This window comes from Mycobacterium sp. Soil_C_30 (assembly GCF_057656995.1).
Window position 1 is genome coordinate 385,488 of record NZ_JBDGJH010000005.1, and the last position, 14,628, is coordinate 400,115.

The following is a 14,628-nucleotide window of genomic DNA, read 5'->3' on the forward strand; positions in this document are numbered from 1 at the left end:
CACACCAGGTGCGGCGGCGCCGGACTACGACGAAGTGGGGCCGGGTGACGGCGCCGACTGCTGGGTCTGCGGCTGCTGCGGCGGCTGAGCGCTGTGCTGCCCTGACCCGACCGCGGGCGGCGGGCTGAAGCTGGGGAAACCCGTCGGAGGCGTCGGCGGGCTGTTGTCGCTGCCCGACTGGCCGTAACCGGGGGTGGGGCCGGGCGAGTACGTGCCGTACTGGGTGGGATAACCCGGCCGCGGACCCTGCGGCTGCTGGCCCGGGGCCTGTTGGCCGGGCGTTTGGGGGTAATAGCCGCCGCCGGGCGGCCCGTACTGCCCGTACTGCGGCTGCTCGAACTTCGGTCGCGGCGTCGGCGCGGACAGGACACCGGCCTCCAACAGCAGCGCGCCGATGGCGACGATCGCCTGCAGCACGCTGAATGCCAGCACCAGCCACGCGGCCCAGCCGGTGGTCACGTAGTTCGAGGTGTTGAACAGCTGGCTCACCACCACCAGGACGCCGAGAACCGAGAGGATGGCGACGACGGGGAAATGTCCTCTGACCTTCGGCACCAGGCCGACGGCCGCCAGCAGGGCCGCTAGCAGGGTGGCGAGGGTCAGGAACACCCCGCCACCGCTGGTGGCCTCGACACTGATCGGGCCCAGTTCGGCGCTCGAGGTGAAGACCGGGCCGAAGCTGGACAGGTAGGCAGCCAGTCCGAGCACCACCACGGCGGCGGACAGATAGAGCGGGAGCTTGCTGGGCCCCGGTTCGGCGGCGGGCGCGAACGACTGGGTGGGAGCGTTGTACGAACCGGACGGGTATGCCCCGGAGCCGGAGTACGAACCGGAATCTGCGTAGGAACCGGACTGATACGAGCCGGGAGGCTGCGCCGGCGGAAAGCCGCCTGGCGGGTTACCGGGTGAGCCGGGTGAGTAGGTCATGACCTCTCCTGTGTCGTTGGGCGCCGAGGTGGCGGCGCTTACATCGGACCCACTTCATGGGCCCCCGCTTCATGGACTAGGCCGACGAACACCTGCGTCGGCATTCGAGGCGGGGATTCGCGTCATCCACGCTAGCGCACCAACCTGCGGGTGCCGTGCGCCGATCCGCGTGTCCTCCACAGCGGTCACGCCACCCGGGCTCCGGCCCTCAGGCGCCGGCCGACACCAGTGCTGGTCGTCCCGGAGATTGGGTGTCGGCCGCTTCGATCTCCCGCACCAGCGGCAGCACCCGGGCACCGAAGTACTCGATCTCTTCCTGGAAATGGAGGAAGCCGCCGAGGATCAGGTCGACTCCGCGCTTGCGGTAGGCCGCGATGCGTTCGGCGATCTGCTCAGGGGTGCCGATCAGCTGGGTGCGGAAACCGTCGTTGTACTGCACCAGGTCCTCGAAGGAGGAGTCCGCCCACATCCCCTTCTTGTCGCCGGTGGAGTTCCCGGCCTGCTGGACCGCACCGCGGAACCCTTCGACGGCGGGTTTGTTGGCCTTGGCCACGATTTCGCGCAGGACCTCCTTCGCTTCCTTTTCGGTGTCCCTGGCGATGATGAACCCGTTGAGGCCGATGCTGACCTCCCGGCCCACCTCACGGGCGTGGTCTCGCACCTCCACCACCTGCTCGGTGATGCCGTCGAAATCCTTGCCGTTGGAGAAGTACCAGTCGGCGTAGTACCCCCCGTTGCGGCGGGCGGCGGTGGAGTTGCCGCCCTGGAACAGCTCGGGGTTGGGGCGATCCGGGGTGTTGAGGGGCTTCGGCTTCAACGTGAAGTCATGGATGCGGTAAAAGTCGCCGCGGAAGTCCACGTCATCCTCGGTCCAGATCTTGCGCAGCACCTGCAGGAACTCGGCGCTGCGCCGGTAGCGCTCGTCGTGTTCGAGCCACGGCTCGCCGAGATGGGTGAACTCGTCTTTGAACCAGCCGGATACGACGTTCACCGCGAACCGCCCGCCCGACAGATGATCGGCCGTCGCGCCCAGCTTGGCCAGCACCGCCGGCTGCCACAGGCCTGGATGCACGGCGGCGATCACCTTCAACCTCTCCGTCGCCAACAGCAGCGCCAGGGAGAAACTGGTGGACTCGTGCTGGTATTCGGCGCCGTAGCTGGCCTCGTAGCGGACCTGACTGAGGGCATATTCGAACCCGTTGTTCTCCGCGGTCTGCGCCAGTTTCTTGTTGTACTCGTAATTCCAATCCGTGCGTTGCTCGATGGTGCTGGTCACCAGGCCGCCGCTGACGTTGGGCACCCAGTACGCGAACTTGACGTTCTCGGCGATACGTTCTGTCGTCATGGCGCGATCACACCGCGACCGCCGGTACCGGTCACCCTTTTGAATCGCCCAGAGTCCTAACGGGGCCCACCACGGCGATCGGTGTGGCGGCAATGCCGTTGAATCCGGTGGAGGTCACGGTGGTGTAGGCGCCCATCATCGGACTCACCAGCACGTCGCCGACAGTCAGCGCAGGCATCGGGTAGTCCCGCGCCACCACATCGGTGCTGTCGCAGCTCGGCCCCGCCAGGGTGACCGGCTGTAACTCCGCTGCCGCCCCGTCCACCACCTCGGCGAGCGCGAGGATCGGCGGGTGAACGTCTTCGGTGAGGATGTTCGAGTACGACCCGTAAAGACCGTCGTCGAGGTAGTGCCACACCCGCCCGTTGCGCAGTCTGGTGCCGACCACCGAGGTCAGCAGCGTCATGCTGCCCGCGGCGAGGAACCGGCCGGGTTCGGCGAGCACCGTCAGGCCGTGCCCGGAGCCCAGCGCGGTGCGGATCTCGGCAGCCACGTCGTGCAGCGTCGGCATCGGGTCGCGATAGGTCACCGGGAAACCACCGCCGATGTCGATGGCGTTCGCCTGCACTCCGAGGTGGTCCTCGACCCGGGCGGCGAGTTCGAGGGTGGTGCGCACCGCGGCGCCGAAGGACGTCACCGACGACCCCTGGCTGCCGACGTGAAAGGTGAAGCCGTGGAACTGCACTCCGGCGGCAACCACGTGCTTGACCAGCAGCTCGGCCTCCGCGGGATCGGCGCCGAACTTGGTCGACAGATCCGATTTGGCAGATGCGTTCGGGAACCCGAGACGCACCAGTATCTGGATGTCCGGAGGTAGGCCGCTGAACTTCTGCGCTTCGACGGGGTTGTCGACGACGAAGGTCCGGATCCCGGCGCGGTATGCCGAGCAGATGTCGGCGAGTTTCTTGACGGGATGGGTGTGGATGCACCGAGACATCGGGATGCCAAGCGAATCAACGAGTTCTATCTCGCCGTTGGAGGCGACGTCGAACCCGCCGCCTGCCGCCGCGACGGCCGCCAGCACCGCTGGGTGCGGCGCCGCTTTGACCGCGTAGTGGACGTTGACGCCCGGAAGCGTCTCGGTGAAGGTGCGGTACTGCGCGGTGACCTCCCCCGGGTCGAGCACCAGTAGCGGTGTGCCGTGGGCGTCCAGCAATTCCTGCCAGTGGTGGGCACGGGCCTGCACTCTGAGCTGCTCACGAAGCCGTGACCGACGCCGAGCGTTCATGGTCCACCTCCGCCCACGTGGGCCTGCGCACGACGAGCAATCGCTGGAACCGCTCGTAGCTGACTATCGCCAGCACGTAGAACCCGGCGTCGGCGGCCAGTTTCGCGAAGATCCACCCGGCCACCATGTTGTCGAACATCAGCGGGCCCGCGTAGAACGCCAGCGGCCGGATGGCAAGGCTGTCGATCCCCTCGGCGGGACCGAATTCGACGGCGATACTGCGCAGCGCCAGCCCGTTGGCGACCAGCAACCGCCGGCCGCGAGGAAGGTGCGTGTGGTGGCGGTAGGTGGTGCGCACTGCGGTGAGGAACGCCATGGCGTAGTACCCGGCCGACGCGCCGACGGTGGCGACGACGGCGGCTGCGGCCAGCGAGCCGGTGGCCAGGTAGGCGATCGTCGCGCCGCCCAATTCGCAGATGGTGCTGGCGATTTCACACGGCAGATACCGTCGCACCCACTCGCAGATCTTGTTTCCGGCCGCTCGCCTGGTCCCCACATTGCGCACTGTTCCGGTTGTCTGCGTGCCCTGTCGTGAGTAGCGCGCTACGCGAATCCGCCGCCGCGGCCCTTGCCCTATCGGTTAGAACACGTTCTAATTCTGTCATGGATTACGGGCTCGTACTGTTCACCAGTGACCGCGGTATCGCACCGGCCGCTGCGGCCAAGCTCGCCGATGACCATGGCTTCACCACCTTCTACGTGCCCGAACACACTCATATCCCGATCAAGCGTCAGGCTGCGCACCCCACCACCGGCGACGAGTCACTGCCCGACGACCGCTATATGCGCACCCTCGACCCGTGGGTGTCCCTGGGCGCCGCCAGTGCCGTCACCTCGCGGGTGCGGTTGTCCACCGCGGTGGCCTTGCCGGTCGAGCACGACCCGATCACCTTGGCGAAGTCGATCGCCACGCTGGATCATCTGTCCGGCGGCCGGGTGAGCCTGGGTGTCGGATTCGGTTGGAACACCGACGAACTCGCGGATCACAACGTGCCACCCGGTCGGCGCCGCACCATGCTGCGCGAGTACCTGGAGGCGATGCGCGCGCTGTGGACCGAGGAAGAGGCCGAGTATGACGGCGAATTCGTGAAATTCGGCCCGTCGTGGGCATGGCCGAAACCGGTGCAGTCCCACATCCCGGTCCTGGTCGGAGCGGCGGGTACCGAGAAGAACTTCAAGTGGATCGCCCGCAGCGCCGACGGTTGGATCACCACGCCCCGCGACTTCGACATCGACGAGCCGGTCAAACTGCTCCAGGACACCTGGGCCGCCGCGGGCCGCGACGGCGCACCGCAGATCGTGGCGCTCGATTTCAAGCCGGTACCCGAAAAGCTGGCCCACTGGGGCGAACTCGGTGTCACCGAGGTGCTGTTCGGCTTACCGGACAAACCCGAGGCGGAGGTCGCCGCCTATGTGGAGCGGCTGGCCGGCAAGCTCGGCGCGCTGGTGTAGCCGACTCGCGTAGCCGACTACGCGTGAACAACAGGGTGCCGCAGACGACAGTCCGTGGGTGAGGCCTCACGCAGGCGACGTTCATCCCGGAAGGAATTCCCATGCCCGGCATCAGCCCACTGATCATCCAGTTGTTCGACGACCCGCATGCCAGGCACCGCCACGGCAATCGGGAAGACACCAGCAAGCAACGCCGGTCTGAATCCAAGGGACGGGTGCTGCGGCGCCGGCGCCGACATGACGACTGAGCGGTCGGCTCACGCGGACAGCTCGGCGCGGTTTCCGTTCTCCGTGGTCCGCACGCTGATCGCCGCGCCCAGCGGATCACCGTCACTCATGAGGGCCACCAGCTCTTCGTTCTCGGTGGTGGCCATGAAGCGCGAGCCGTCGGTATCGAGCCGGCCGACGATGATCCCGGTGCGCACGGGCCAGTCGTGGCGCACCGAATAGGTTTCGATGGCGCCGGTGCCGTCGACGGTCTTGGTCACCGGCACCGTTGGCAGTGCGGCGACTTCGGCGTTGAGCGCCTCGCTGCGGCTGGTCCGCCACGCGACGGGCTCGGTGGAGTAGATGCCCACCGAGTACTTGCTCATGATGCCGCCGTTGGCGCCGACGAACCCGAACTGGCCGGGCTTGTCCCGCATCTCGGCCACGGTCTCGGCGATACCGTGCAGTGAGTAGCTGTTGCCCGGGCCGCCGAAGTACGGCAGCCCGCCGGTCAGCGTCAGGCCTCGTGGATCGTCACCGGAGATCCCGAGGGCTTCGCAGATGACGAACACCGGGAACGGGAAGCAGCTGTACAGATCGAATGTCGCGATGTCGTCGACGCCGATCCCGGCCACCCGCAGCGCCTCGTGGGCCGCTCGCCCGGCGGCGGGGCTGGCGCCCAGGTCGGGGCGGACCAGCAGTGCCTGCTCGACGAGGTCGGAGTGCCCGTGCAGGTACACCCATTTCTCTTCCGGCACCCCGAGCCTGCGTGCGGCGGCCACCGACATCAGTACGGTGGCCGCGCCCTGGTTCACCGTGTCGCGTGCGACGAGCAGCCGTGGGTACGGGTCGCAGATCATCCGGTTGTCGGCGGTGACGGTTGTGATCTCCTCCACCGAGCGCTCCACCGGTGACGACGAGAACGGGTTCTTGGCAGCCACTTTCGACATCGGCGCGAACAGCTCCGCCATCTGGTGGCGGTACTGGGCGACCCCGAGGCCCAGCCGGGCTCGGCGCGCGTTGTCCAGCAGGCCGTACTGCACCGGCGCCCCGGTCAGGCCATGGGTGACGGTGTACTCATCGATATAGCTGTAGATCTGGTGTCCCCGGTCCTCCAGCTGACCGTCGACATGTTCGGTGAAATCGGGTTTGTCGTCCCTGTCCGCGAAGTACCGCGCCGTGGAGCCCGGCTCGGACCCGATCACCATGGCGACCTCGATGTCCCCGGCGGCAATGGCGGTGGCGAATTCGGTGACCACCTTCTGCGAGCCCTGCCCGCCGACCGGTTCGAGCACCACGCGCGCCGGGTCGGCACCGAGACGCCGCATCACCGACCGCGGATAGTTGTTGGATCTGCCGAGCACAGCCGGCATGGGTCCGGAGATCTCGAACTGCCGCAGGCCCACCACCACTTCGACCGCGCGTGCCACATCCTCCGGCCGCGCCCCAGTGTCCGCCAACGCCGCCCGGGCCGCCTCGGTGGCCAGTTCCACCGCAGACATCCCGCGATAGTCCGCTTCATCGATGCGCTCGGTGAACTGCCCGACGCCGACGATGACGGGCGTGCGTGGATCGACGGGCATGGCAGACCTCCTCGGAGTAACTACTTCGACACGCTAATAGAACATGTTCTTGTTTGACGACCCGGATGGGTTTCCAGCCTGCTGTACATCAGCACCGATGTACGCCAATATCGGCGTACATCAAGCTAGGCGTACAGTGAAGCGATGAACTGGCCCCTGCGCCCCATGACGCTGGTGGTGGGCGGCGTCGTGCAACCCGACGACGTGGTGGGCAGGTACCGCGAAGCCGAGGCCGTCATCGCGGCACTCCCCCACAGCGGCGCGGTCCTGGTGGGCGACCGGCGCCACGGCAAGACCTCCTTGTCGCGTGTGGTGCAACAACAGGTACGCCGGGCCGGGGCCCTGGTAGGCGCCGCAAGCGCCGAACGCGGGACCTACGCCGATTTCGTGTCGGCGCTGGCCGCCGAACTCGCCCGCTTCGAACCGGGCTGGCGCAAGGAACTGTCGAAGCTGCGGGTGACGATCACCGCCGGACCGGTGACGGTGGAACGCGACGCCCGGGCCGCAACCGCCATGGACGAGTTGCTTCGCCAAGCCGTCGACCGCGCGCATGGACGTCAGGTGGTGCTGTTCATCGACGAGGTCACCGTGCTGGCCCGCAAGCTCGAACGGACGCAGCCCGGATCCGGGGAGGATTTCCTGCGCACCTTGCGCCGCTTCCGCCAGGACCATGGCGGTCGCGTCGCAACCGTCCTGTCCGGATCGATCGGCTTCCACCACGTGTCCGAGGATGCCCCGAGCACCGTCAATGACATCCGCAAGATCGCGATAGGGCCTATCCGGTCGGATCACGCGACGTATCTGGCCGGATGTCTGCTGCTCGGCGTGGGCGCTTCCCCGGCGGACGCCGGTCGAACGGCGCCGGCCCTTGCCGAGGCCGCCGAAAACGTGCCCTACTACATCCAGCATCTGGTCCTGGCCTCACAGGAACAGTGGTCGCGCACCGGCGCACTGCCCTCACCAGACCAGATCCCCGGACTCGTCACCGCCGCCATCGAGGACGTCAACGATCCCTGGGATCTCCGGCACTACCGGGACCGCCTCGACACCTACTACGGCCCAGCCGCAAGCCTCACTGCGAACCTGCTCGACGTCTATGCCCACTCGCCGCGGCCCCTTGGCGTCGACGAAGTGATGAAACTGCTTGCCAGTGAAGGTAATCCGATCCACGATCGGGACCGGGCGGTCCGGATGATCGAACGTCTGGAACTCGACCACTACCTCGAAAGGCGCGGTGACGCCGACCGCTTCGCGTCACCTCTGATCCAGCGCGCCTGGAAGGCGATGCGCAGGTGAACAGTTCGCCTGTGGCGCACACCCCCTCGGCGATGAGCACCGTGGACCTCGATGCCGCCACAGTTGGCCGGGAGGCGCTCTTCGCGCGCCTGGTACGCCGCATCAGCGGCGCCGCGCGGGACGGTTCGCGACCGCACACCTTGCTCGTCGCGCCGCGCGGCGGCGGTAAGACACACACCGTGCGCGTCGCGGTACATCGCGCGATGGTCGATGCCGCAACCGCCGAAAGGACGCTCCCCGTCCTGATTCCGGAGGATGCGCTGGGCATCGGCTCCTATCTCGACCTCCTGGTGGAGGCGGCGCGGGCCATCGGCCCCGACGTCCACGAGACATCGCGCGCCCTGCGCCGAGCCAAGGATGTCATCGGGATCGAGCAGGCGATCTCGGGGGCCGCTGCGGGACGTATGGTGCTGCTGGCCGTCGAGAACCTGGATCGGGTGTTCGACGGTATGGGCATCGATGGGCAGGGCAGCCTGCGCGCCTGGGTGGAAACATCCACCGAGGTGATGATTCTCGCCACCACACCCGCATTGTTCCCCGGAGTGTCGTCGCGGCGTTACCCGTGGTACGGGTCGTTCATGGTGGAGCAACTGACCGATCTCGAGCTGCCCGACGCTGCGGCCATCGTGGCGGGCGCCGCCCGCAGCAGCGGAGCCGACGATCTCGCTGCGTTCGTCGAATCAACCACCAGCACAGAGTCTTTGACCGCCATCCATCAGATCATCGGTGGCGCGCCGCGACATTGGCAGCTGCTCGGCCAATTGGCCGACGCCGGCATGCTCCAGGCGGTGACGCCGGCCGTCGATGCGCTCCTGGACCGCCTGGTTCCGAACTACCAGCGGCAGATGGCCGAACTCCCACCCGGGGAGCAACGCCTGGTCGTCGAACTCGCACGCGGCGACGGACCGCGCACCGTCAGTGATCTGGCCTCCGCTGTCGGCGTATCGAATCAGTCGGCGGCGACGGCACTGGGCCGCCTCACGGCGTCACACTGGGTGACGTCGGCGAAGAACGACGCCGACCGCCGCTCCACCTGGTACGACCTCTCCGATCCGCTGCTGCGGCGCGTGCTGCGGTACCGGGATCACTGAGACAACACCAAGGGTCGCTTGACGCGCCTGTCACTTGGTGACACAGTGGAGATGTCACTAAGTGACAGACAGACATCACCCAACCGGCACACGGTCCCCGATGCCGAAAGGACACCGTGACCACAACGACTGCACCACAACGTATTTCAGTCGAGGAATTCTTCAGCCCGCCCGAACGCGCGGGCGCCGCCATCTCACCGGACGGCACCCGGATCGCCTACCTGGCGCCGTGGCGCAACCGCCTCAACATCTGGGTACAAGATCTCGACGCTCCGGACTCCGAACCTCGCTGCGTCACCGCCGACGAGACCCGGAGCGTGTACATCTTCAGCTGGACCCACGACTCACGCCGGCTCCTGTACATGCAGGACAACGGTGGTGACGAGCACTACCACGTCTACCGCGTCGACCTCGACGACCCGGACGCCACCGCCGTCGACCTCACCCCGTTCCCCAACACCCGGGCGTCCTACGAACTGCTCAGGGCGCGTCCGGGCAAGGCTGTCGTGCAGCACAACGCCCGCAACGGCGAGCTGTTCGATGCCTACGAACTCGACATCGCCACCGGCGAACTCACGCTGCTGGCGGAGAACCCCGGCAACGTCGTCACCTGGATCGCCGGTCCGGGTGGTCATCTGTTCACCAACACGCTGACCGCCGACGGGGACGTCGAGATCTCGCAATGGGATCCGGACACCACGACGCTTCGCCCCGTCAAGGTCTACGACGGGCGCGACTACCCATTGGGCATCTATCCCGTCGCACCCACTCCGGACGGCACCGGGCTCTGGCTGGGCTCCTACGACGGAAGTGACCGCCTGCGCCTGGTGCGCCTCGATGTGGCGACCGGGACCGAGACCGTTGTGGACAGCCATCCCAGCTTCGATCTGGGCGCGCAGATCACACTGCCCTCGCCGTTCATCCTCAGCGAGCAGACCGGTGAGCTGATCGGCGCCCGTTATTACGGTGAGCGACAGGTGATTCACGCGTTGGACCCTGATTTCGCCATCATTCTGGACAGGCTCAACGCCTTGTCGGACGGTGATCTGGGAGCGATCTCGACCGACGACAGCGGGCAGCGCTGGGTGGTCAGTTTCAGACACGACCGCGATCCCGGTATCACCTACTTCTACGACAACACCACGGGCGAGAGCAGGCTGCTGTTCCGGCCCTACCCGAATCTGGACCCGGCTGCGCTGGCGCCCATGACACCGGTCTCCTTCCCGGCCAGGGACGGACTGGAGCTACACGGGTATCTGACACTTCCCGTCGGCCAGGAGCCGGCCAACCTGCCCATGGTCCTGTTGGTGCATGGTGGACCGTGGGCCCGGGACTGCTGGACCTATCAGCCCGATGTGCAGCTGCTGGCCAACCGTGGATATGCGGTGCTGCAGGTCAACTTTCGCGGATCAACCGGCTACGGTAAGGCCTTCACCCAGGCGGCCATCGGTGAGTTCGCCGGAAAGATGCACGACGATCTCATCGATTCGGTGGACTGGGCCGTCAAGCAGGGTTACGCCGACCGTGACCGGGTGGGGATCTTCGGCGGCTCGTACGGTGGCTACGCCACGTTGGTGGGCGTCACCTTCACCCCGGACGTCTTCGCCGCGGCCATCGACTACGTCGGGGTCTCCAGCCTGCCCAATTTCATGAAGACGCTGCCGAATGTGGGCCGGCGCTTCCTGGCCACCAATTGGCACCTCTATGTCGGCGATCCGGCGGACCCCGCGCAGGAAGCCGATATGCTGGCCCGCTCGCCGATCACGAAGGTGGATCAGATCCGCACCCCGCTGCTGGTTGTCCAGGGCGCCAACGACTCTCGCGTGGTGCAGGCCGAGTCCGACAACATGGTCGCCGCACTGCGCGCCCGCGGTGTGGAGGTCGAGTACATGGTCAAAGAGGACGAAGGCCACGGGTTCGTCAACCCGGACAACAGCATCGACCTCTACCACGCGGTCGAGCGGTTCCTCGCCGAGCACCTGGGCGGGCGCCCCTAGTCCCGTCAACAGAAAAGGCCCCCGCATCGGCGGGGGCCTTTTGCTGTGTGGAGATCTACAGCTTGCTGAACAGCTCGCGTGCCTTGGCCGCAGTCTCGGACGGCGTCTTGCCGACGGCCACCCCAGCGGCCTCGAGTGCTTCTTTCTTGCCCTGCGCGGTGCCCGCACCGTCGGAGACGATGGCGCCGGCGTGGCCCATGGTCTTGCCCTCCGGAGCGGTGAAGCCCGCGACGTAGCCGACCACCGGCTTGGTGACGTTGGCCTGGATGAAGGCGGCGGCCTTCTCCTCGGCATCGCCACCGATCTCACCGATCATGACGATCAGCTTCGTCTCGGGGTCCTTCTCGAACGCCTCGAGCGCGTCGATGTGCGTGGTGCCGATGACCGGGTCACCGCCGATGCCGATGGCGGTGGAGAAGCCGAGATCGCGCAGCTCGTACATCATCTGGTAGGTCAAAGTGCCCGACTTCGAGACCAGACCGATCGGGCCCTTGCCGGTGATGTTGTTCGGCGTGATGCCGACCAGCGACTCACCGGGGGTGATGATGCCGGGGCAGTTCGGACCGATGATGCGGGTCTTGTTGCCTTTTTTGACGTTGTAGGCCCACGCGTAGGCGCTGTCCTGCACCGGGATTCCCTCGGTGATGACCACCAGCAGCGGGATCTCGGCGTCGATGGCCTCGATGATGGCGTCCTTGGAGAACGCCGGCGGCACGAAGGCGATCGACACGTCGGCGCCGGTCTCCTTGATGGCCTCGGCCACCGAACCGAACACCGGTAAACGGACGTCCTTGCCATCTTTGTCTACGTGGGTGACCTCAGTGCCGGCCTTGCGCGCGTTCACGCCACCGACGATCTGGGTGCCGGCCTTGAGCATCAGCGCGGTGTGCTTGGTGCCTTCACCGCCGGTGATGCCCTGGACGATGACCTTGCTGTCCTTGTTCAGGAAGATTGACATAAGTTGTTGGCTCCCTTACTTGTTGGCCAGCTCGGCGGCCTTGTCGGCCCCGGAGTCCATGGTCTCGGCCTGCACGACCAGCGGATGGTTGGCCTCGGCGAGGATGCGACGGCCCTCTTCGACGTTGTTGCCGTCGAGGCGGACCACCAGCGGCTTGTTGGCCTCGTCGCCCAGAATCTGCAGCGCCTTGACGATGCCGTTGGCCACCGCGTCACACGAGGTGATGCCACCGAAGACGTTGACGAACACGCTCTTGACCTGGCTGTCGCCCAGGATGACATCCAGGCCGGCCGCCATGATCTCGGCGGAGGCGCCGCCGCCGATGTCGAGGAAGTTGGCGGGCTTGACGCCGCCGTGCTTCTCCCCGGCGTAGGCCACCACGTCGAGGGTGGACATGACCAGACCGGCGCCATTGCCGATGATGCCGACCTCGCCGTCGAGCTTGACGTAGTTGAGGTCGTTCTCCTTGGCCTTGAGCTCCAGAGGATCGGTGGCGTCCTTGTCCTCGAACTCCTCGTGGCCGGGCTGACGGAAGTCGGCGTTGGCGTCGAGGGTGACCTTGCCGTCGAGGGCCAGGATCTGGTCATCGGGCGTACGGACGAGCGGGTTCACCTCGACGAGGGTGGCGTCTTCGCCGATGAACACCTCCCACAGCTTCTGGATGGTGATGGCCGCGGCGTCGAGCACCTCGGTGGGCAGGTGGCCCTTCTCGGCGATCTCCCGCGCGAAGGCCAGGTCGACACCCTTGACGGCATCGACAGGCACCTTGGCGAGGCGCTCGGGCTTGGTGGCGGCCACCTCTTCGATCTCCATGCCGCCCTCGACCGAGCACATGGCCAGGTAGGTCCGGTTGGAGCGGTCGAGCAGGAAGGAGATGTAGTACTCCTCCGCGATGTCGCTGGCTTCAGCGACCAGCAGCTTCTTGACGACGTGGCCCTTGATGTCGAGGCCCAGGATGTTCTGCGCGTGGGTGAACGCGTCGTCGGGGGTGGCGGCGTACTTCACACCGCCGGCCTTGCCGCGCCCGCCGACCTTGACCTGCGCCTTGACCATCACAGGCTTGCCGATCTCCTCGGCGATGGCCTTGGCGTCCTCGGCCGAGTCGGTCACCCGTCCGGGAGTGGTCGGAACGTTGTGCTTGGCGAACAGCTCTTTCGCCTGATACTCGAAAAGATCCATGTGGCTCACTGTCTATCTGCCGGAAGTGGCGGCATCGTTTTTTTGATGACGTTCGGTTTCTCAGGTCACGCCGGGGGGAACTTTATCGACATCAGTGGTCGGCGATACCACCGCCTACCGCTCATGTGGCAGATGTCACCGGCGGGGTATTAGTGATACAACTCACAATCCTCATCGGAGTCTTTGCTTGGCTTGCCACTTGTATTGGAATTTGGTTAACGTCTCCTGGTCCAGATAACGCTTTGGTCACGACTAGAGGGACGTTTCAGGTTGGCGCAACACCACTCGGCACCCACTCCCACCAGGGACGAGCCGAAAAGTGCACGCGACATCTCGCGGTTTTCGAGCCGCTTCATCGACCCCAACGAGGTCACTGACATCGTTCCGTTCAATGACTTCGGCGCTGAGTTCGGCACTCTAGAGGACGTGAATTTCCGCAGCAGTGCGTTCGACGGCGCTCCCCTCGACAAGGGAGTGCTTCACGCACCGGAGCTCGACGACCTGCACGACATCGATGACATCGCCGCGGCCCTGCTGGTCCGGCGCACCGATCTCGATGACGTCCGCCTGATCGAGGACACCCCCTCCGGCAACGCCTCTCTCGACGATGCCGACGACCTTGGGTACGACCCCGACCTCACTGAGGTGATCCCGCGCGCGGGGCAGCATCGCAAGCCCGCCGCCAGCGCCCTCAAGGGCCGCGTGATGATCGCCGCCATGGCCGCAGGCGCCGCTGCAGCTGCCGCGCACTCCGCCATCAACCCGTCCGAGACCGCCTCCGCCGAAGCGGTGCTGGCCGCCGACCAGATGTCCATGAACGGCGCGATGAACACCGCGTCGCAGGGCATGCAGATGGTCACCGTCAATCCGACCGCGATGGCGAGCATGCACTCCGAGGAGCTGGCCAAGGGCGCCGCATTCGCCCAGGAGCGCGCCGAGCGTGAAGCTCGCTTGCAGCGCCCGCTGTTCGTCAAGCCCACCCAGGGCATCTTCACCTCGGGCTACGGCTACCGCTGGGGCGCCCTGCACGGCGGCGTGGACATCGCCAACGCCATCGGCACTCCCATCTACGCGGTGTCCGACGGTGTGGTGATCGAGGTGGGCCCCACGGCCGGCTACGGCGCGCTGGTGAAGCTGCGCCACTTCGACGGCACCGTGACCCTCTACGGCCACATCAACAGCTGGAACGTGAGCGTCGGTGAGCGTGTGTTCGCCGGCGACCAGATCGCCACGATCGGCAACCGGGGTAACTCCACCGGCCCGCATCTGCACCTCGAGGTTCTGGTGAACGGCACCGACCGCATTGATCCGGTGCCGTGGCTGGCCAAGCGCGGCATCAGCGTCGGCGCCTACTCCGGCTGACCT

The 14,628-nt window shown here is 66.5% G+C and carries 13 protein-coding genes; 6 read left to right on the forward strand and 7 right to left on the reverse strand.

Going from position 1 to position 14,628, the window contains the following annotated elements:
* Positions 1-24: 24 nt before the first annotated feature.
* The 4 genes from AC3A6P_RS12670 to AC3A6P_RS12685 form a co-directional block, all read right to left on the reverse strand.
* Positions 25-927 (reverse strand): DUF5336 domain-containing protein, encoded by a 903-nt coding sequence (locus tag AC3A6P_RS12670; protein ID WP_487691847.1) that lies wholly within the window; start codon positions 925-927, stop codon positions 25-27.
* 208 nt (positions 928-1,135) lie between these two features.
* Positions 1,136-2,272: a dimethylsulfone monooxygenase SfnG gene (gene sfnG, locus AC3A6P_RS12675; RefSeq protein ID WP_487691848.1), complete on the reverse strand. Its 1,137-nt coding sequence runs from the start codon at positions 2,270-2,272 to the stop codon at positions 1,136-1,138.
* Between the two features lie 31 nt (positions 2,273-2,303).
* Positions 2,304-3,500, reverse strand: a complete 1,197-nt coding sequence (locus AC3A6P_RS12680; protein WP_487691849.1) for a type III PLP-dependent enzyme — start codon at positions 3,498-3,500, stop codon at positions 2,304-2,306.
* Positions 3,469-3,996: a hypothetical protein gene (locus AC3A6P_RS12685; protein ID WP_487691850.1), complete on the reverse strand. Its 528-nt coding sequence runs from the start codon at positions 3,994-3,996 to the stop codon at positions 3,469-3,471. The genes AC3A6P_RS12680 and AC3A6P_RS12685 overlap by 32 nt, the downstream gene beginning before the upstream one ends.
* Before the next feature lie 107 nt (positions 3,997-4,103).
* Here AC3A6P_RS12685 and AC3A6P_RS12690 point away from each other — a divergent pair, with 107 nt between their 5' ends.
* Both AC3A6P_RS12690 and AC3A6P_RS12695 read left to right on the forward strand, forming a co-directional pair.
* Entirely contained in the window at positions 4,104-4,952 is an 849-nt protein-coding gene (locus AC3A6P_RS12690; RefSeq protein ID WP_487691851.1) for an LLM class F420-dependent oxidoreductase, read from the forward strand.
* Between the two features lie 101 nt (positions 4,953-5,053).
* Positions 5,054-5,200 carry a hypothetical protein gene (locus tag AC3A6P_RS12695; RefSeq protein ID WP_487691852.1) on the forward strand — a complete coding sequence of 49 codons (147 nt, stop codon included), beginning with the start codon at positions 5,054-5,056 and terminating at the stop codon, positions 5,198-5,200.
* 9 nt (positions 5,201-5,209) lie between these two features.
* On the opposite strand, the gene AC3A6P_RS12700 is transcribed toward AC3A6P_RS12695, so the two are convergent.
* A complete protein-coding gene (locus AC3A6P_RS12700; RefSeq protein ID WP_487691853.1) occupies positions 5,210-6,742 on the reverse strand; it encodes an acetyl-CoA acetyltransferase in 1,533 nt (510 codons plus the stop codon).
* 144 nt (positions 6,743-6,886) lie between these two features.
* Between AC3A6P_RS12700 and AC3A6P_RS12705 the strand changes: the two genes are divergently transcribed.
* The 3 genes from AC3A6P_RS12705 (at position 6,887) to AC3A6P_RS12715 (ending at position 11,126) form a co-directional block, all read left to right on the forward strand.
* Complete coding sequence (locus tag AC3A6P_RS12705; protein ID WP_487691854.1) at positions 6,887-8,038, forward strand: AAA family ATPase; 1,152 nt, start codon at positions 6,887-6,889, stop codon at positions 8,036-8,038.
* Between the two features lie 11 nt (positions 8,039-8,049).
* Entirely contained in the window at positions 8,050-9,129 is a 1,080-nt protein-coding gene (locus AC3A6P_RS12710; RefSeq protein WP_487691856.1) for a MarR family transcriptional regulator, read from the forward strand.
* Positions 9,130-9,245: 116 nt separating this feature from the next.
* Positions 9,246-11,126, forward strand: a complete 1,881-nt coding sequence (locus tag AC3A6P_RS12715) for a S9 family peptidase (RefSeq protein ID WP_487691857.1) — start codon at positions 9,246-9,248, stop codon at positions 11,124-11,126.
* A 55-nt stretch (positions 11,127-11,181) separates the two neighbouring features.
* Here AC3A6P_RS12715 and sucD read toward each other — a convergent pair whose 3' ends face one another.
* Both sucD and sucC read right to left on the reverse strand, forming a co-directional pair.
* Positions 11,182-12,084, reverse strand: coding sequence for a succinate--CoA ligase subunit alpha (gene sucD / locus AC3A6P_RS12720; RefSeq protein WP_487691858.1), 903 nt, complete (start codon positions 12,082-12,084; stop codon positions 11,182-11,184).
* A gap of 15 nt (positions 12,085-12,099) precedes the next feature.
* On the reverse strand, positions 12,100-13,263 hold the full coding sequence (gene sucC / locus AC3A6P_RS12725) for an ADP-forming succinate--CoA ligase subunit beta (protein WP_487691860.1): 1,164 nt from the start codon (positions 13,261-13,263) through the stop codon (positions 12,100-12,102).
* A gap of 270 nt (positions 13,264-13,533) precedes the next feature.
* On the opposite strand from sucC, the gene AC3A6P_RS12730 reads away from it, so the two are divergent.
* Positions 13,534-14,625, forward strand: coding sequence for a M23 family metallopeptidase (locus AC3A6P_RS12730; protein ID WP_487691861.1), 1,092 nt, complete (start codon positions 13,534-13,536; stop codon positions 14,623-14,625).
* Positions 14,626-14,628 lie beyond the last annotated feature (3 nt).

Coding starts and splice junctions, on each gene's coding strand:
- AC3A6P_RS12670 (WP_487691847.1), bottom strand. CDS start 927: ATGACCTACTCACCCGGCTCACCCGGTAACCCGCCAGGCGGCTTTCCG.
- sfnG (WP_487691848.1), bottom strand. CDS start 2,272: ATGACGACAGAACGTATCGCCGAGAACGTCAAGTTCGCGTACTGGGTG.
- AC3A6P_RS12680 (WP_487691849.1), bottom strand. CDS start 3,500: ATGAACGCTCGGCGTCGGTCACGGCTTCGTGAGCAGCTCAGAGTGCAG.
- AC3A6P_RS12690 (WP_487691851.1), top strand. CDS start 4,104: ATGGATTACGGGCTCGTACTGTTCACCAGTGACCGCGGTATCGCACCG.
- AC3A6P_RS12695 (WP_487691852.1), top strand. CDS start 5,054: ATGCCCGGCATCAGCCCACTGATCATCCAGTTGTTCGACGACCCGCAT.
- AC3A6P_RS12700 (WP_487691853.1), bottom strand. CDS start 6,742: ATGCCCGTCGATCCACGCACGCCCGTCATCGTCGGCGTCGGGCAGTTC.
- AC3A6P_RS12705 (WP_487691854.1), top strand. CDS start 6,887: ATGAACTGGCCCCTGCGCCCCATGACGCTGGTGGTGGGCGGCGTCGTG.
- sucD (WP_487691858.1), bottom strand. CDS start 12,084: ATGTCAATCTTCCTGAACAAGGACAGCAAGGTCATCGTCCAGGGCATC.
- sucC (WP_487691860.1), bottom strand. CDS start 13,263: ATGGATCTTTTCGAGTATCAGGCGAAAGAGCTGTTCGCCAAGCACAAC.